The following is a 16,846-nucleotide window of genomic DNA, read 5'->3' as shown; positions in this document are numbered from 1 at the left end:
AAAGAACAGGCATGCGCTTTTCGAGTGAAAGCGGACCTGTTCTTTTGCATATATAACTTATACAAAAAGATCGGGAGGCGGTTTATGCACCAGAACGATTGAAATTGTACAGCCGGGTCAGAACGTCAAAGGTCTGTTCCAGGCGAGAGAGCAAAGCGTCTTTATCCGCGAGTACAGGATCGTGCCTATCGATGGTGATCCCGCAAAGCAGTTCCGCTTTTTTGACCTGGGCAAGCCTGTCCACCAGTTTTTGGACACCTGCTTTTCCAAGCGCCTCATGTGGAGTACTATCGGGAAGCGTATGATCGCCAGACCAACGAAACTCATTTGGGACCAATGCCAGAACCTCATCGAGATGTGTGCTCAGCGCTTGGCTGATCTCACTTTTGGCCGGCGCCTCGTATATCACTGCATACCAGACAAACAGATGAGTGCCCCACAAGCCAATTTGAAAGTGCGGGTGTTTTTTGTATCCGCGCTTGTCAGCAGCCCAGGCGACCCAGGTGTCAACTGGTGGATTTACTGTTCTTCGAGCATGCTTCGCAACATGAAAAAACATCTCAGATCCAGTCGCGACAGAGAGGGCAGGGGCAAAATGCTGACCGAGCGCCTCCAGTTTTGGCCGAATGATTGTCTTGATCGCGTCCATTCGCTGATCGAGGCCATCGATGTTGAAAACATCAAAATCTTCTTGCTGAAAACCTGTAAACGTAGACACGGGGGCCAACACCTCTTTAATCAACTTCATCGCACGCCACCGTAAGAAAAGGGCGAACGTCCCTGTCAAGGGAGCTTGGAATCCTCCATATGATATCATACCACGTAGGAAAAAAATACATGCCGGGATATGAATAGCAAAACCGTCGCCTGAATAATATGATATACCACTCACTCCCTTACAGCGAAAGTGTTGTCTGAGTATTCTGTAAAAGGGAGGGGCCCTGATGAATCTCGGCATTGAGTTGGAGTATTTCAATCTGGCTGTCTGGTTTGATCGAAGGACGCTACACGCGATGGTGCAGGCCCTGGTGGAAGAAGGGGTGAGCGTCACGTGGAAAGAGTCTCCCGAGCAGTTTCACCTCCTCGTGAACACCACAGACGGTAAATCTGACTGGAAGATGCAGCGGGTAAACGGATCTTACAAGCTGCAGCTTGCTGGTATCCCCGTGTCAGACTCACGGGTGGCGGCTGTTTTGTACCACTTTGTCGAGAAAGCTAAAGGGCATGCCATCATCAGAATTCGGTTGGAAGACAGTTTCCTGATGAAGTACATCCGGTACGGTGAAGCCGTCAGAATAGTGGAAATAAAAGGAGCTGAGAAAAAAGTGATCTACGAAAAATCTTGCAATGTGACGATGGACCAGGTGATTGCCGCGTTGAAACGACGTGATTCTGAAGAACGCATTCCGGTATTGAGACTGGAGCTGGATTACGAGCTTGCCACTTTGTACGACGCAATCAAAGCAGCGGACAAAGGACAGGTGAGGGAATCCAAAGAACGCTTGAAGCAGCTCCGGCGAGAGATGCTGCTCTTGGAAGCGTAAGGTAGACTGGAGGATATTAGGCGAACGATGAGCTTGAAACATAAGCATAGGGAATAAAAAAAGCGGCATCTCGAAAAACGAGGGTGTCGCTTTTTTTGGTGCCATTTTATGCTCCCTTCGCGTTTCGTTCCTGCTGGCAGCAAGTAACCTGTTAGCAATTCGTGAATTTCGGCAGACTATGTTTGAATGACTGACGATACGGCGTTACAATAGAAAAGGATTTTGGCACCCTATGCACCAGAAAGGAAGAAAACGTTTCATGGAACCATTCCTATCACAAATCCCGAATGCAGGGATCCTGCTCCTGGTCGTCATCGCACTCAACCTCATCCTGCTGATAGTCTGCATCAGGCAATCCGTACGGGTGAGCAGGCTGCGCAAATCAATCAACAGGCTTATGACGGGGGTAGGCGGAGCGAATCTGGAGGAAGGGATGCATCGGCTGCTGGATCAAGTAGACGAAGTGAAAAAGGTGCACAGCGATCAGCAATTCATGATCAATCGACTGTCACAGAGAATGGCTTCGCAGTTTGGGAACGTAGCGGTCATCCGGTATAATGCGTTTGGGGATGTTGGGAGTGATCTCAGCTTCTCGATGGCGATCCTCGATGACGCACAAAATGGCGTTGTGATCACGAGCATTTTTGGACGGGAAGAATCGCGTGTATACGCAAAACCATTGGAGGGAGGCAGCTCGCTGTACTCGCTGTCAGAGGAGGAACAAGCTGTCATAAAAAAAGCGATGAATCCGCCTGTGGGAGCGTAAACCTTCCGTATTTCTCAGAAATGGTAAGCATATGAATGAATCAGAGAGTTCTTTTCGTTTCTCAGCGTCTGAACGCGCATAATCCGTTTTTTTGCGAAAATTCATCACCTTTTGGATCAAGACTTTTCACATTGCCTGTTGTATAATAAGAGAAGTCAAGGATGGTTTTTTCGTAAATACAAAAAGTAGGTGATCCGCCTTCATTACCCAAATCGATTTTCGATTCGCGGGGCAAGGCCAGGTTCTACAGCGTTCCTTCGTTGACACTTAGCGTAGCTCCTTTATTCGGATGATTGTTCGGTCGATCTATGGCCATGCAAACCAAAAGAATTGAGGAGATATTATGGCACAGCGTTTAGCGACTAATTACGCCAAGGCCTATTTTACGGTGAATGAAGAAGAGCTGAACCAATTCGTCTCGCTCTTCACCAACGAACACATTTCAGTCGATGTCAAAGTTTGTGACAATGGCGACCGGGACGTGATTCTGACAGACAACAGCGGTGAAATTCAATTGAGTTTCGCTCGATCTGGCAATCGTTACTCGTGTGACAGTTCGTATCTGATTCGAGATCGACAGTTGGCGAACGTGATGCGAAAAGCGATGAAAACGTTTCGGGGCTATGGAATTGTCCATCGGATTTATGATGGCTTTACCGTCGTATATCATTACGACCAAGGCTCGGTTGTGAGCATCCATGAACTATCAGGTGACGAAGAAGTGTCCATCTTTGAAAATACTTCACCGAGCGTGGCCAATGAGTTGGAGGCGTTGTTCCAACAAGATGGCAGCGAACGGGAGATTGAGTCCCTATATCAAGAGACTGACCGATGGCTGGATCTGCGAAATTGGGCAAGAAGCAATGCTCCCGAAAAGCTGACTGCAATTGACTGCCGATTAGCCACTTTATCGAAACGTATGTTTGAACTGGAAGCTTAAAAAACCAAGAAATGGGTGCTATCGCGCCCATTTTTTTATTTCCTGTATTTTTCTCAAAAAGGGTATTGTCAAATTAGGCAAAAGCGTGGTATTGTTGTTTTCGTTGGAAACAGGATTAGGAACCAGGATTCACTTTAAAGGGTGGATAACAAGAGGGAAACCGCCCCCGTTAGTGAATGACGCAGGTCCTAGCGATGTTTAACATTACACACTGCTAGGAAGGGGGAACCGAAAGATGGAATACTCGACTTTCGGAAGACACGTTGCTGTTGACACATGGGGAGTTCAGTTTGACTTGTTGAACGACGCAGAATTTTTGAAAAAAGAAATGATTGAAGCTGCTGAGGCATGCGGTGCTACGGTACTGAGCGTGCAAGCTAAGCAGTTTTCTCCTCAGGGTGCTACCGTTCTGGTTCTTCTCTCGGAAAGCCACCTGTCCATTCACACGTATCCAGAGCGCGGATTTGCCGCTCTTGATTGCTACACGTGCGGTGAGACGGTTGACCCGCAAGTTGCTATCGATTACTTGGTATCCGTGCTGAAGCCGGAGAAAACCTACGCGAAGAAACTCGTTCGCGGCACAGGTGAACTGCAAGTTGTCGAGCCTGAAATGAAAGCGACTGAATTGGTAAGCAAGTAACAAATGGATGTATTCAAGAGGTGCGGATGTGGTCCGCACCTCTTTTACGTGAGATATGTGGTCAAACATGGTTAGCGAAAGGGAGCGGTAACCGTGCGGCCTAAGTCTTTGAGCAAGATCCCAAAATCATTTGCAGTGTTGCTCATGTTGTGAGCCATACTATGGGGAACCTGAGAGACGTTATGTGTGCGCTGCTGTGCCTCGTTGTAGATCGAGTCGTTGATGACCCTGATGCGAGTAAACATGGCAGGCTCAGCCGTCACACGAATGTTCATGGTGGGAGAAACAGCTCTCGCAGCTGAGTGAACCTTTTGCTCGATCACTTTTTGCTGCTCAGGGGCTAGGTTATCACGAATGCGAACACCAATCACAGCATCCTTTCCGCTTACGACAACTGTGGCGCGGTCTACTCCAGGCACATCATCCGCGACTTTGGTGAGACGCTCGGCCATGTTTTGATCGAAGCCGTTGACAGTATAGCCGTTGCGGTAATGATTTGCATTGGTACTCTGAGTGTACGCATTCGGACTGTGTGCAAGGCTGTTGCGCATGTGCGCTGGCTTTTGGTTCGCCGTATTTTGCGCATGTGTGCCACTCTGGTTAGGACCAGCGCTGGAGCTGGCGCAACCGGCCAATGATGAAAGCGCGAGAACACCTGCAATGGCAATAGACCAATTTTTGTTCATGGGGAGCCACCTCCATTCCTTAGTATGACGAAAAGAGCGTCTCCTACTCAGGAAGGGATTTCCGTAAAAAACTCCCCATTGTGCCGAGTTTCACGAACTGCTAATATGGAAGGTATGCATAACAGAGGAGGTTCACATGAAGCGTCTTGACATACGCAACATCGCTATTATTGCCCACGTTGACCACGGGAAAACCACGCTGGTTGACAAGCTTTTGATTCAATCGGGCACGTTCCGCAGCAACCAGCAGGTAGAGGAGAGAATGATGGACTCCAACGACCTGGAGCGGGAGCGCGGGATTACCATTCTTGCAAAAACAACGTCCGTTAAATACAAAGAGTTTACGATCAACATCCTGGACACGCCTGGCCATGCCGACTTCGGTGGCGAGGTTGAACGCATCATGAGCATGGTAGACGGCGTTCTTCTGATCGTGGATGCATTTGAAGGCTGTATGCCACAAACCCGCTTTGTTTTGAAAAAAGCGCTGGAAGCAAAAGTAACGCCTATCGTCGTGGTGAACAAAGTAGACCGTGACAATGCCCGTCCGCAAGAAGTGATCAATGAAGTGTACGACCTGTTCATTGACCTGGATGCGACAGAAGAACAATTGGACTTCCCGATCGTATACGCGTCCGGCTTGCAAGGTATTGCCGGTATGGAACCGGATAAGCTCGAAGGAGACCTGCGTCCGCTGTTTGACACCATCATCGAGCATATGCCAGCTCCAGACGCTGATGAAAATGCTCCCTTGCAAATGCAAGTAACCATGCTGGACTACAACGACTTCCTGGGCCGCATCGGGATTGGTCGCATCTATCGCGGTACGATGAACGTGAACGACATGGTATCCGTGACGACTCGCGAAGGCGTTTTGAAAAAAATGCGCATTCAAAAGCTGTTCGGCTTCTCCGGCTTGCAGCGCGTGGAGCAAAAAACTGCGAAAGCGGGGGATATCGTCGCGATCGCAGGTTTGGATGACATCAACGTAGGGGAAACCGTGTGTGACGTCGATCGTCCAGATCCATTGCCATTCCTGAAAATTGATGAGCCTACACTGCAAATGACTTTCCTCGTGAACAACAGCCCGTTTGCCGGCCGCGAAGGAAAGCACGTGACTTCCCGCAAGCTGCGTGACCGTTTGATGGCAGAGCTCGAGACAGATGTATCTCTTCGTGTGGAAGAAACGGATTCTCCAGATGCTTTCGTCGTATCTGGCCGCGGTGAATTGCACCTGTCTATCCTGGTAGAAAACATGCGTCGCGAAGGCTTTGAGCTGGGCGTATCCAAGCCAGAAGTTATCGTCCGCATGATCGATGGTCAAAAGATGGAGCCTGCAGAGATGCTGGTGATTGACGTGCCAGAGGAATACACAGGCCCAGTCATGGAAACGCTCGGACAGCGCAAAGCGGAAATGGTAAACATGGTGAACAACGGATTTGGACAAGTTCGTCTGGAGTTCATTATTCCTTCCCGCGGACTGATCGGATACCGTACCGAGTTTATGACCATTACTCGCGGTTATGGTATCTTGAACCATTCCTTTGACAGCTATCGTCCACTGGTACAAGGTGCAGTAGGAGGACGCCATGCAGGTGTTCTGATTTCCCACGAAACCGGTACAGCGACAACGTACGGACTGATGTCTGTGGAAGACCGTGGCATCATGTTCATTCACCCGGGTACGGAAGTGTACGAAGGCATGATCGTGGGAGAACACAACCGCGACAATGACCTGACCGTAAACGTATGTAAGGAAAAGCATGCGACCAACGTCCGTTCCGCGACGAAGGACGAGACTGTTAAAATGAAAGCCCCACGTATCTTGACGCTGGAAGAGGCGCTGGAGTATTTGAACGACGACGAGCTGTGCGAAGTTACTCCTCAATCTGTTCGTCTCCGTAAAAAGTACCTGAACAAATCCGATCGTGAGCGTTATGAAAAGCAAAGACGTTGGGAAGCACAACCGCAAGCATAAAACAAAGAGAGAGCCGTTCATCTGTGAGGATGAAACGGCTTTTTTTTTCACCAAAAAAGCCCCCGCTTTAAAGGGCGAGGGCTTGGAGCCTTTCATGAAATTAAGCTTTCAGCAGCGATTCGATGTCGGAAGTCAATTCTTCGGGCTGGACACGTGCCCCGATCCGTTTGGAGACTTGTCCATTTTTGTCCACGAGAAATTTTGCAAAGTTCCATTCAATGTCTTCTCCGTTTCCTTCCGGGGCGTTCGCTTTCAAGTATTGATACAAAGGATGAGTATGGGGTCCGTTGACGTCGATCTTGGCGAACAGAGGGAAGGTGACACCGTAATTCAGATCACAGAACTGAGCGATTTCTTCTTCCGTGCCAGGTTCTTGACCAGCGAACTGGTTGCACGGAAACCCCAGCACGACCAATCCTTGATTCCGATAGCGCTCATACAAGGCTTGAAGTCCTTTGTATTGAGGGGTAAGTCCGCACTTGCTGGCGGTATTGACGATGAGAAGAACCTGGCCTTTATACGCGGCGAGAGTGGTCTCTTCTCCTGAAATGGTTCTTACCGATATGTCATAAAAGCTCATCATATCCCCACCTTTTCTCATTTCCATGCATTCATCATATCATGCTGATCCATAAGCAAGCTAGTGACCGAGGTACACGTTGCCCGATGAATATCAAGTTTTGACAGGAAATACGCCACCTGATAAAGTAAAATGGATAGATTTTGGTACAAGCATGACCAGCACCTGCCAGTGAATCGAAAAGAATGACGCCGGGGAGAAGCTTCCCTCCACGGCTTGTGCGTCGGCACCAGATGCCGCGTGCGAAACAGGAGGAATTATCATAATGGATTGGATTCAACTCGCTTCAACTTATGTCCCCACCAACCCGGAACAACTCTCTGCCTTTGATAGCTTCCGGATGTGGGCCGATCACAATCGGGCATGGATTTTATTCGTTCAATTAGTTTTGGTCTACTATCTCGGATTTGCTACTCGCATTCGCATGCCGATTCTCAAGACGATATTATTGTACATACTGCTGTTTGCGGGTGCCTTGATTTTCGCCATTCTGGATGTTCAGCTTCCTGTAAAGAGTGCGATGTTGGTGGCGATTTTGATTCTTGTCATCGTAAAGCTGCGAATCAAGCCTGAACAAACCCAAAGAAAGTGAGGGTCCCTAATGAAGCGTGATGACGCCCTCTTTAATTGGATACAGATACAAGTGGTTGCTGACGCGCGGCCTGATGATCGCTCGGCACAGGAGACAGCGTCCTTTTTTGCAGAGCTTTTGCGTGAGGACCATCAGATGACGGGGCTTGGTTATCGCCTCGAAGGTCCCTGGTATATCCTGTACGGTCAGTCAGCAGGCGAAGAATGGCAAGGAAGATATTCGGCGGAGGTTGTGGAATCCTTGCTGCAGGCCATTGAAAGTGAACCTAAATACAATCAGTAAAGAAAAAGGCTCTACCCGGCCTCCGATTTCCTCGGAGTCGCTAGGTGGAGCTTTTCGTTTGTCTAGATGTTACTAGGTACAAAGTTGTGGTTTTGCCATCCGTGCAACCTATCTGCGAAAAATGTCGTCAGTAACTATGCCCCAGTCAACAGGGGATGATTGTGCAATGAAGAGGGGGAACTAGGATGAAAAAAATAATCATGAAAAGGCCCGTACTAGCGGTTGTTGCTGCAGTAGGCATCATTGGGGGAGTTACTCCGATCCTTGCGAATGCCAGTTCGTTTGGGTCGCCGAGTGCGACAAAAGTGGTCATGAACGAGGAAGGGAAGCAAGTTACCCGATACAACTTGAAAGAGTTGGCCAAAAATGATCCCGAGACGCTGAACTTGCTGCTCAAGACGCAGGCCGACCACTTGTACATTATTGTGGATGAAATCAAGCTAAACACAAAGCTGCAAACATACATGGAAGAGAACAAAGATGAGTGGGAGCGGATCTACAACCAATACTACAGCGACATTTGGCTGGAAGTCCGGTTCGCAGATGAAAAAGAGGAAATTGTCAGTGTCAGCGCTCAAACCCAGAGCAAAAAAGTGTACGTCAAAGGGATTGTGACCGAGGATGTCACCAAAATCGTCGTGAAAAAGCCGAACGGCGATAATATCGAGGTGGTCCCTACCAGTGAGCACTCCTTTACGGTGACCTTCCCTTCCCTGGACGTCTCAACGGAGCAATACGTGACGGTTAGCGCTTATGCTGGCACTGCCCTCGTCGACAGCGAAAAGGTAAAGGTCATCCCGCAAGCCGAAGAAGAAGCGGATATGATCATACATAACCTGGCTGTGCTCGATGCGAAAAAAGGAGAGCTGAAAGTCAAGGGAATCGTGAAGCTGGATGCAGACAAAGTGACGGTGACGTACAACGGAGTAAAAGCCGATGCAAAGGTGAAGAAGCTGTGGGATGGTGTGGGCAGCTTCAGCGTTACATTGAAAGAAGTCAAGTCCACGACTGGTAAAGCCACGATCGAGGTATATGAGAACGGCGAAAAGCTCGACTCTGACTCTATCGCAGTAGAAGTCGTAAACGCTCCAGACAAAGAAGCGGTAAAAACGTACGCAATCTCAGGAACAGCTGCCCTCGACCCGAAAAACAAGAGCATTCAGCTCAAAGGAACCGTAGTGGGCTGGTCCAAGAATAAGGGTGTTAAGCTGTTCGTTACAACACTGGATGGCAAAAAGCAAGAAGTGAAGCCAAATGACAAAGGGGAATACTCCCTGAAGCTGTCTATCAAGCAGGGTTCTTTCGATGCGCAAGCGGTTCGCCTCGAGCTGTATGTAGATGACAAGCTGGTCAAACAGGCTGACATGACGGAAAGCATCAAAAAGGCCATCACAGAGGCAATGGAGAACCAAGCGAACAAAGACGAAGACGATGATAAAAAAGACAAGAAAGATAAAAAAGACAAAAAAGTAAAAGAGAAGCACGTACCAAACGGGAACGCGTACGGATATTGGAAAAAGCAAGGGGAGTGGAATCAACACGGCCAAGATGATGACGACGACAATGACCGTGATGACCACGACGAGGACGAAGACAACTAAGGATCGTTACGGCTGATTATAGGGCTGCACGTAATCCACGAGCTCCTTTATGTAGTCTCCAATGATCGGTATGGATAAAAATTGAGTTAAAAGCGAACCAAGCAAGGCAAGCACGAGAGCAGTCCCAATAGTAAGGCCCAGACCCCGGGCAAGACCTGCGAGGAAATTAATCCAGAGCAGCTTGCGCGGGGCTGTGTAATTTTGCACGATATCGGCTAAACGAATATCTTCCATGAACATGGCGATTTTATCCATGCGTTCATTGAGCTTGCGGACTTCTTCGATTTCTTTCATCAACTGCTCCATTTGGACCAACAGGCGGTCAGTAGGGGACACACGACAAACCTCCGTTTCGGATCAAGTTTATCTCTATTACCCAGTTTAGGGAAAAAAGAAATGAGAAGCAAGGAACCGGAAGCGTTGCCTATCGCCCAGCAGGGGGGTACAATATACGTACAAATCGTACTCGAGGAGGCATCGGAATGGCAGAAACCGTTTCCCAATCCCTGTCGGAAGAATTGTTTGAGCTTTTGCAGAAAGAGCGCTTTGTTACCCTGGGAACGATCGATCATGAATCGGGCTCTCCAGCGCTCAGTTCCTTGTCGTGGACGTATGCGGCAACCGTTGATACCATTCGTTTTGCTGTCGATAATCGCTCGCGGATTCTGGCCAATATTGCCAAGGAGCCGCAGGTGGTATTGCATCTGATCGGTGCGGGTTCGTCCTTTGCCATCAACGGTCGTGCCGCGGTAAAAACAGAGCGGCTGGAGGGTGTGCCGCTGAAGCTGGCGATGGTCGAAATCAAGATCGAAGCGGTCCGGGACATCATGTTTTACGGCTCCCGCATTTCCGTTGAGCCGCAGTATGAAAAAACGTACGACAAGAATGCAGCGGCCAAGCTCGACAATCAAGTGATGGAAGCCTTGAGAAACGCAAATTGATGCGGATGTCTTCCCAGTGGAAAATCTTGTTGACAAGGCAGTGATCCATCCATTAGTATTAGGATCAATCAAATTGAATAGCAATCTTCTTATCCAGAGAGGCGGAGGGACTGGCCCGATGATGCCCGGCAACCAATCACCTGTACGGTTTACGTTACAGGGAGATAATGGTGCTAATTCCTGCAGAGTTATCAAACTCTGAAAGATGAGAAGGTCTTGCTTACGGCGACGTAAACAAAGCCTTCTTTCAGACGAAAGGGGGCTTTTTTCATGCCCCTCGTACACTATGGAGGGAGAGAAATCAGATGCATTTGGAGACGAAACTAGTTCAGGCGGGCGTGGGAAAAGACGAAACAACAGGGGCCGTTAACTTTCCGGTCTACTACTCAACAGCTTATCGCCATCCTACTTTGGGGGAAAGCACAGGATTTGATTACACTCGGACTGCGAATCCGACGCGCACGGTCTTGGAAGAGACGATCGCGAGCGCGGAAGCGGGGGACGGAGGGTTCGCGTGTGCGTCAGGCATGGCTGCTATCCATACGGTCATGGGGCTGTTTTCCCAAGGAGATCATCTGATTGTCTCACTGGACCTGTACGGGGGAACCTACCGGCTGTTCGAGCAGGTATTGTCCCGTTATGGACTTTCGTTTAGCTATGTCGATCTGCGTGATCTGGAATTGGTGGAGCAGGCAGTGAAGCCACAGACCAAAGCCATACTCGTGGAGACTCCGACGAATCCGCTGATCCAAATTACCGACATCGCCGGCGTGGCGAAGATCGCAAAGAGTCATGGCCTGCTGACGATTGTAGACAATACCTTCATGACCCCGTATTGTCAACGCCCACTTGAGCTCGGAGCAGATATCGTCCTGCACAGCGCCACCAAATATCTGGGTGGACATAATGACGTGCTTGCCGGTTTGATCGTGACAAAAGGACAAGAGTTATCGGAAAAAATCCGTTTTTTGCACAATTCGATCGGGGCCGTATTGGGGCCGCAAGACTGCTGGCTTCTCTTGCGCGGGATGAAGACGCTGGCACTGCGCATGGAGCGCCATCAAGCGAATGCATTTGCTGTCGCAGCCAAGCTGCGTGAGCATCCTGCTGTAACAGAAGTCTTTTACCCGGGCCTGTCTGAGCACCCAGGTCATGATATTCAGCAAAAGCAATCGAATGGTTACAGCGGGATGGTTTCCTTCCGTGTACGATCAGCTGATCAAGTAAAGCCTTTCCTGAAAAACCTGCGCATCGTTTCGTTTGCGGAAAGTCTGGGTGGCGTAGAATCGCTGTGTACATACCCGGCGACGCAGACACACGCCGATATCCCGGCTGAGATTCGGGAGTACGTAGGTGTCTGTGACCGGCTGCTCCGCCTCTCCGTAGGGATTGAACATCCAGACGACCTCATCGCGGATTTGTGCGAGGCGTTGGATGCGAGCCTGACGGTTGGAGGGAATGTGCGATGAATTTTGCTACAAAAGTGCTGCATGGAACATCGTGCTTTGATTCGGTCACAGGCGCGTCGTCCGTTCCGATCTATCAGGCGTCCACCTTTCATCAGGCTGATTTGGACCGCCCGACTACGTTTGATTACGCCAGATCCGGAAACCCTACCCGTCAAGCCTTGGAGGACGCCATTGCCGGATTGGAGGGGGGAGAGCGCGGTTTCGCTTTTGCATCCGGCATGGCAGCGATCTCCAGCGTGTTCATGCTTTTCTCGGCGGGGGATCATGTAGTCGTGGCAGAGGACGTGTACGGAGGGACATTCCGCTTCTTGACGAGAGTATTGTCTCGGATGGGGATTACCGTGACGTTTGTAGACGCGACCAAACTGGAAGAAGTCAGGGCGGCCATTCAGCCATCGACACGTGGTATTTATCTGGAGACACCTTCAAACCCTACTTTGAAAGTGACAGATCTCGCAGCAGTCTGTCAAATCGGAAAAGAGCATGATTTGTTGGTCATTGTGGACAATACATTCTTGACGCCATATTACCAGCGTCCCTTGGAATTGGGTGCCGATATCGTGATCCATAGCGCCACGAAGTTCATTGGGGGACACAGTGACGTCGTGGCAGGGCTGGCGGTAACCAAAGATGCGGCTTTGGGGGAGCAGCTCTACTTTATCCAAAATGGGATGGGGGCCATCTTAGGTGTACAGGACTGCTGGCTGGTGATGCGCGGTTTGAAGACATTGAAGGCGAGGCTCGATGTCAGCACACGGACTGCCGAGAAAATCGCCAATTGGCTGAACGACCATCCTGCTGTCAGCCGTGTCTACTACACCGGATTGCCTGATCACCCAGGCCACGGAATCCAGGTAGCGCAAGCGAGCGGACATGGTGCCGTTCTGTCTTTTGATGTAGGGAGCAGAGAACGGGCCAAAGCGTTGTTTGACCGGGTAAGGCTGCCGATCGTTGCGGTAAGTCTGGGAGCGGTGGAAACCATTCTTTCCTATCCGGCTGCCATGTCCCACGCGTCTATGCCGGCAGCGGAAAGAGAGATCCGCGGGATTACGGACGGCTTGATCCGGCTATCGGCTGGACTGGAAGATGTGGATGATTTGATTCAGGACTTGCAGCAGGCTTTGGAAGCATTGCCTCCTGTAACCGTAGAAGTCCAAAATAAAAAAGAGGCATTCTCTCGGGCGTAGCTCCGGGCGAATGCCTCTTTTTCGTTTCGTTCTAATGCCAGCGCTGCCTTCTTTATGGCGCGCCGGTGCGATTCACGTTGATGCCCTGATTTCCCCGTGGCGTAGATTTGTTGCTTTTATTGATGCGCTGTTCATTTTCTTGCGAAGGTGTCTCTTCCCGTTTTCTCACATCACGCGGCAGCTGTGGCATGATACGCCCCACGATATCCGCGAGCTCCTCGGCGAAGCCGGATACAGGATGGCCTCTGCGGATGTCAGCCGTCATTTCACGGAGGCGCTGCACGATATCAGGGTCGGCTGTCACGATGGCAGTTGCGCCTTGGGGATCTTCCTTCAAGGCTTCGGCAACAGAGTATTTGATGACTCCCACTTCCGGGCGATCCAGATGTGGATCAACATTGATACCGACCACCGCCATTTTTCCGATGACGACAGCAGTCGCTCCATTTACCTTTTTTACGCGTGTTGCCAGCTGGACGAGACGATCCGCAGTCGCCTGCGAAGATTGGTTATAGGTAGGCTGCGGAGCCGTTTGCTGCACGCGTTGGGTATGCGGCACTTGTTGGTTGGGCTGCGGTGCAGCCTGGTTGGCCGGCGGTTTATTGCCTGACATGCAGGCAGTGAGCAATAAGCAGATACCAAGGCAGATGGTAGCGGTCCGTTTCACAGGCATTCTCCCTTTCCCAGCGGTTATGAGTATTTTGTCCTGTGAGCTTGTTTTCATTCTGGGAATGGTCCGTCTATCTGTGTCTGGCTCGACATAAACTGTAGTACATCACGTCGCCGCACCAGAGCATCCCTCCAAAAAATGCATAGCTTATATAAGAAGGGTAATAGGAGGCGAGATTTTGAAGAAAATCTACGTACTGGACACCAACGTACTCCTGCAAGATCCACGGGCGATGTTTTCCTTCGCCGACAACGAAATTGTCATACCGGCAGTGGTGTTGGAAGAAATCGATTCCAAAAAGCGGTACATGGATGAAATCGGTCGCAATGCTCGGTACGTATCGCGACTGTTTGACAGCTTTAGAGAGCTTGGGCATCTTCATACGGGAATTACGCTGGAAACGGGTGGGTTATTCCGGGTGGAGCTGAACCATTCATCTCTTCATCAGCTGCAAAAGCAGTTCACGGAAATGACCAATGACAACCGGATTCTAGCTGTTGCTTTAAACCTGCAGGAAGAAGAAAATTTATCCGACCAGCCTCGGCCAGTCATTCTGGTCAGCAAAGATGCCCTGATGCGTGTGAAAGCAGATGCCCTCAATCTGACAGCCGAGGATTTTTTGTCAGATCGGGTCGTTGGTGAATTTTCCAGCATTTACACGGGGTATCAGAAGATGATGGTCGCCTCCGAAATCATCAAGTCGTATTACGCCACGAGAAAGCTGCATTTGGCTACCTGTTTTCCAAAGTATCGCTTCTACCCTCATCAATTTCTTGTATTGAAGGATGAGATCAACCCATCCATATCGGCCATCGGAAAGGTCGATCCGGATGGCAAGACGTTAGAGATGCTTATTTCTGATGACGACCCGATATGGGGGATACGAGCCCGGAACGTTCAGCAAAGGATGGCGACAGAACTGCTGCTTCGCGATGATATTCCGCTGGTCACCATGACTGGCAAGGCCGGAACGGGAAAAACCCTGCTGGCTCTCGCAGCAGGATTACTGCAAATTGAAGATCTGCAAAAATACAAAAAGCTTTTGGTAGCAAGGCCTATCGTTCCACTCGGAAAAGACATCGGCTACCTGCCCGGCGAAAAGGAAGAAAAACTGAGGCCGTGGATGCAGCCGATTTACGATAATCTGGAATATTTGTTCAACACAAAACGTCCTGGAGATTTGGATAAGATTTTGGCTGGCATGGGGAGCCTCCAAGTGGAAGCGCTGACCTACATTCGCGGGCGTTCCATTCCTGGGCAGTTTATCATCATAGACGAGGCGCAGAACTTGACGAAGCATGAAGTGAAAACGATTCTGACCCGTGTAGGCGACGGATCCAAAATCGTATTGATGGGTGACCCGGAGCAAATTGACCATCCGTACCTGGATGAGAGCAATAACGGACTGACGTATGTGGTTGAGCTCTTCAAAGATCAGAAGCTGGCTGGGCATATCAAGCTGGAAAAAGGAGAACGAAGCGTACTGGCACAGCTGGCTGCAGATATTTTATAAAACGGTGTATAGCTTCAAAGGGAGCGGACATAATAAGTTTTGTCGAGCCCGATGATTCATGGTAAGACGGCGCAAAGCCTTGCAGGAGGCGAAGATCCGTGGATACACATGAACAAGCAGTCGGCGAAAGTCGGATTGGTGGAACCCAAATTCTTTAGGTAACGAAAGTCTCTGTAATGGAGGTTGAAGTGCCAAAGAGAATAATCGGTAAAACCCCATAAGCAATTGGGCTCGACAAGGACCGTTCCCTTCTTGGGAACGGTTTTCTCTATATACGCGGAAAAGCCCGGTGGGACGCACCGGGCTGATTTTTGATGGATCGAACAGCTTACTTGCTGGCAGATATGAATTTGTTGAGTGTGGCAAGCGCATTCATATGCATGCCTTCATGGAAGAGGGTAAATGCAAACATCTCTCCAAAGGTGTGCATCGTTCCTTTATTGCCGAGCTGGAAAGGCTGAGGGAGCTTTTCGTCCAAACGATCTGCAAACGTTTCCTTGATGCGGGCCTTTTGCTCCTCCAATTGGGCAGCCAAAGTTGCCAGCGAAGGAATATCTCCTTCCCAGTTCGCAGGCTTGGTACCTGGAGAAAACAGGGCAGGATAGGATGCTGGCAAGTGAGGACAGCTTGGGCCGTACATGAAGAAATCCTGAGTCATCAGAATGTGTCCAAAGTTCCAGCGAATGTTGTTGCTGAGACCTTCAGGAATGATGTCTGCTACCTCTTCTTTTGTATGGTTCAGTGCACCAAGGGTGAGGCTGCGTACCAAATCGTAAGTATCCCAGATGTAAGATTGGTTGGACATGGAAATTCCCCCTTTTCCTTAAATTGGTGGTATGGGTCCATGTTACCGCAAAATGGGGCAAACGGAAACGGTTTCGCACATGATTATTTTGCAAGTTGTCCGCATTCCTCCATACAAATAGGAATGAGGGGAGGAATCATATGGTCAATCTGGATTCATCTATCGCTTTTCTCATTTATATCACAGCGGTTTCCAGTGCAGCAGCCGGCGTGACAGAAGCATGCAAATCGGTGATACCCTTTCTTGCGACCGATTACGAGGCAAGGAATGACTGCTGGGAGGACCATAATCACGCTGCACGGCTCAACCATTACAAGCGTTTTTTCAACTTGCTGATCTCAGTGGTTGCTGCAGGTGTTATTTTTGGCGTAATGGGACTGGATCCTGCGCTGATACTGACCGGTGCAGAGAAGGTCTACGTGGAGGACTCCTGGGAGGTGGGGACGTGGCTGTGGGGAATCGTCGCTGTGTTTGGATCTCCCTTTTTTGCGTCCCTACTGAAGATCGTTGAGGGCTTCAAGCAAAGCGTAAACAACAATCTGCCGCCAAATCGACCAAGGCAAAAAGTGACGGGGCCGAGGGAGTAGGTGTGCACCTTGCTCGTTTTCAGCGGGTGCGGTAAGATAGCGATGTAAAAACCGGCTGAAAAAAG

Annotated in this window: 19 protein-coding genes and 1 riboswitch; of the genes, 13 read left to right on the top strand and 6 right to left on the bottom strand. The window is 49.8% G+C overall.

Annotated features, from left to right (window positions below; all coding sequences use genetic code 11):
- Nucleotides 1-82: 82 nt before the first annotated feature.
- Nucleotides 83-718: a YktB family protein gene (locus tag JNE38_RS19740; protein ID WP_203357653.1), complete on the bottom strand. Its 636-nt coding sequence runs from the start codon at nucleotides 716-718 to the stop codon at nucleotides 83-85.
- 226 nt (nucleotides 719-944) lie between these two features.
- On the opposite strand from JNE38_RS19740, the gene JNE38_RS19735 reads away from it, so the two are divergent.
- The 4 genes from JNE38_RS19735 (at nucleotide 945) to speD (ending at nucleotide 3,890) form a co-directional block, all read left to right on the top strand.
- The gene (locus tag JNE38_RS19735) at nucleotides 945-1,544 is read left to right on the top strand and encodes a hypothetical protein (RefSeq protein WP_203255315.1); all 600 of its coding nucleotides are present in this window, start codon (nucleotides 945-947) and stop codon (nucleotides 1,542-1,544) included.
- A 259-nt stretch (nucleotides 1,545-1,803) separates the two neighbouring features.
- The gene (locus JNE38_RS19730) at nucleotides 1,804-2,310 is read left to right on the top strand and encodes a DUF4446 family protein (RefSeq protein WP_203255314.1); all 507 of its coding nucleotides are present in this window, start codon (nucleotides 1,804-1,806) and stop codon (nucleotides 2,308-2,310) included.
- A gap of 343 nt (nucleotides 2,311-2,653) precedes the next feature.
- Nucleotides 2,654-3,250: a hypothetical protein gene (locus JNE38_RS19725; RefSeq protein ID WP_203255313.1), complete on the top strand. Its 597-nt coding sequence runs from the start codon at nucleotides 2,654-2,656 to the stop codon at nucleotides 3,248-3,250.
- A gap of 235 nt (nucleotides 3,251-3,485) precedes the next feature.
- Nucleotides 3,486-3,890, top strand: coding sequence for an adenosylmethionine decarboxylase (speD, locus tag JNE38_RS19720; protein ID WP_203255312.1), 405 nt, complete (start codon nucleotides 3,486-3,488; stop codon nucleotides 3,888-3,890).
- Between the two features lie 71 nt (nucleotides 3,891-3,961).
- Here speD and JNE38_RS19715 read toward each other — a convergent pair whose 3' ends face one another.
- Nucleotides 3,962-4,576 (bottom strand): YhcN/YlaJ family sporulation lipoprotein, encoded by a 615-nt coding sequence (locus tag JNE38_RS19715; protein WP_203255311.1) that lies wholly within the window; start codon nucleotides 4,574-4,576, stop codon nucleotides 3,962-3,964.
- A gap of 136 nt (nucleotides 4,577-4,712) precedes the next feature.
- On the opposite strand from JNE38_RS19715, the gene typA reads away from it, so the two are divergent.
- Nucleotides 4,713-6,554 carry a translational GTPase TypA gene (gene typA / locus JNE38_RS19710; protein ID WP_203255310.1) on the top strand — a complete coding sequence of 614 codons (1,842 nt, stop codon included), beginning with the start codon at nucleotides 4,713-4,715 and terminating at the stop codon, nucleotides 6,552-6,554.
- 100 nt (nucleotides 6,555-6,654) lie between these two features.
- On the opposite strand, the gene JNE38_RS19705 is transcribed toward typA, so the two are convergent.
- Nucleotides 6,655-7,134, bottom strand: a complete 480-nt coding sequence (locus JNE38_RS19705) for a glutathione peroxidase (protein WP_203357652.1) — start codon at nucleotides 7,132-7,134, stop codon at nucleotides 6,655-6,657.
- Nucleotides 7,135-7,399: 265 nt separating this feature from the next.
- Between JNE38_RS19705 and JNE38_RS19700 the strand changes: the two genes are divergently transcribed.
- From JNE38_RS19700 to JNE38_RS19690, 3 genes are all read left to right on the top strand, one after another.
- Entirely contained in the window at nucleotides 7,400-7,726 is a 327-nt protein-coding gene (locus JNE38_RS19700) for a YlaH-like family protein (RefSeq protein WP_203255309.1), read from the top strand.
- Nucleotides 7,727-7,735: 9 nt separating this feature from the next.
- Nucleotides 7,736-8,008: a hypothetical protein gene (locus JNE38_RS19695; protein ID WP_203255308.1), complete on the top strand. Its 273-nt coding sequence runs from the start codon at nucleotides 7,736-7,738 to the stop codon at nucleotides 8,006-8,008.
- Between the two features lie 185 nt (nucleotides 8,009-8,193).
- Nucleotides 8,194-9,609, top strand: coding sequence for a hypothetical protein (locus JNE38_RS19690; RefSeq protein WP_203255307.1), 1,416 nt, complete (start codon nucleotides 8,194-8,196; stop codon nucleotides 9,607-9,609).
- A gap of 6 nt (nucleotides 9,610-9,615) precedes the next feature.
- Here JNE38_RS19690 and JNE38_RS19685 read toward each other — a convergent pair whose 3' ends face one another.
- Complete coding sequence (locus JNE38_RS19685; RefSeq protein ID WP_203357651.1) at nucleotides 9,616-9,915, bottom strand: DUF5665 domain-containing protein; 300 nt, start codon at nucleotides 9,913-9,915, stop codon at nucleotides 9,616-9,618.
- Between the two features lie 176 nt (nucleotides 9,916-10,091).
- Here JNE38_RS19685 and JNE38_RS19680 point away from each other — a divergent pair, with 176 nt between their 5' ends.
- The 3 genes from JNE38_RS19680 (at nucleotide 10,092) to JNE38_RS19670 (ending at nucleotide 13,206) form a co-directional block, all read left to right on the top strand.
- A complete protein-coding gene (locus JNE38_RS19680) occupies nucleotides 10,092-10,550 on the top strand; it encodes a pyridoxamine 5'-phosphate oxidase family protein (protein ID WP_203255306.1) in 459 nt (152 codons plus the stop codon).
- Nucleotides 10,551-10,636: 86 nt separating this feature from the next.
- Nucleotides 10,637-10,762: riboswitch (SAM riboswitch) on the top strand.
- Between the two features lie 93 nt (nucleotides 10,763-10,855).
- A complete protein-coding gene (locus tag JNE38_RS19675) occupies nucleotides 10,856-12,019 on the top strand; it encodes an aminotransferase class I/II-fold pyridoxal phosphate-dependent enzyme (protein ID WP_203255305.1) in 1,164 nt (387 codons plus the stop codon).
- The gene (locus tag JNE38_RS19670; RefSeq protein WP_203255304.1) at nucleotides 12,016-13,206 is read left to right on the top strand and encodes a trans-sulfuration enzyme family protein; all 1,191 of its coding nucleotides are present in this window, start codon (nucleotides 12,016-12,018) and stop codon (nucleotides 13,204-13,206) included. Before JNE38_RS19675 ends, JNE38_RS19670 begins: the two co-directional genes overlap by 4 nt.
- Before the next feature lie 52 nt (nucleotides 13,207-13,258).
- On the opposite strand, the gene JNE38_RS19665 is transcribed toward JNE38_RS19670, so the two are convergent.
- Nucleotides 13,259-13,879, bottom strand: a complete 621-nt coding sequence (locus JNE38_RS19665; protein ID WP_203255303.1) for a YhcN/YlaJ family sporulation lipoprotein — start codon at nucleotides 13,877-13,879, stop codon at nucleotides 13,259-13,261.
- Between the two features lie 175 nt (nucleotides 13,880-14,054).
- Between JNE38_RS19665 and JNE38_RS19660 the strand changes: the two genes are divergently transcribed.
- The gene (locus tag JNE38_RS19660) at nucleotides 14,055-15,389 is read left to right on the top strand and encodes a PhoH family protein (protein ID WP_203255302.1); all 1,335 of its coding nucleotides are present in this window, start codon (nucleotides 14,055-14,057) and stop codon (nucleotides 15,387-15,389) included.
- Between the two features lie 328 nt (nucleotides 15,390-15,717).
- Here JNE38_RS19660 and JNE38_RS19655 read toward each other — a convergent pair whose 3' ends face one another.
- Entirely contained in the window at nucleotides 15,718-16,194 is a 477-nt protein-coding gene (locus JNE38_RS19655) for a DinB family protein (RefSeq protein WP_203255301.1), read from the bottom strand.
- A gap of 140 nt (nucleotides 16,195-16,334) precedes the next feature.
- Between JNE38_RS19655 and JNE38_RS19650 the strand changes: the two genes are divergently transcribed.
- Nucleotides 16,335-16,781, top strand: coding sequence for a hypothetical protein (locus JNE38_RS19650; RefSeq protein WP_203255300.1), 447 nt, complete (start codon nucleotides 16,335-16,337; stop codon nucleotides 16,779-16,781).
- Nucleotides 16,782-16,846 lie beyond the last annotated feature (65 nt).

The organism is Brevibacillus choshinensis, assembly GCF_016811915.1.
Taxonomy (GTDB): domain Bacteria; phylum Bacillota; class Bacilli; order Brevibacillales; family Brevibacillaceae; genus Brevibacillus; species Brevibacillus choshinensis_A.
This window is presented reverse-complemented; position numbering and strand designations above follow the sequence as displayed.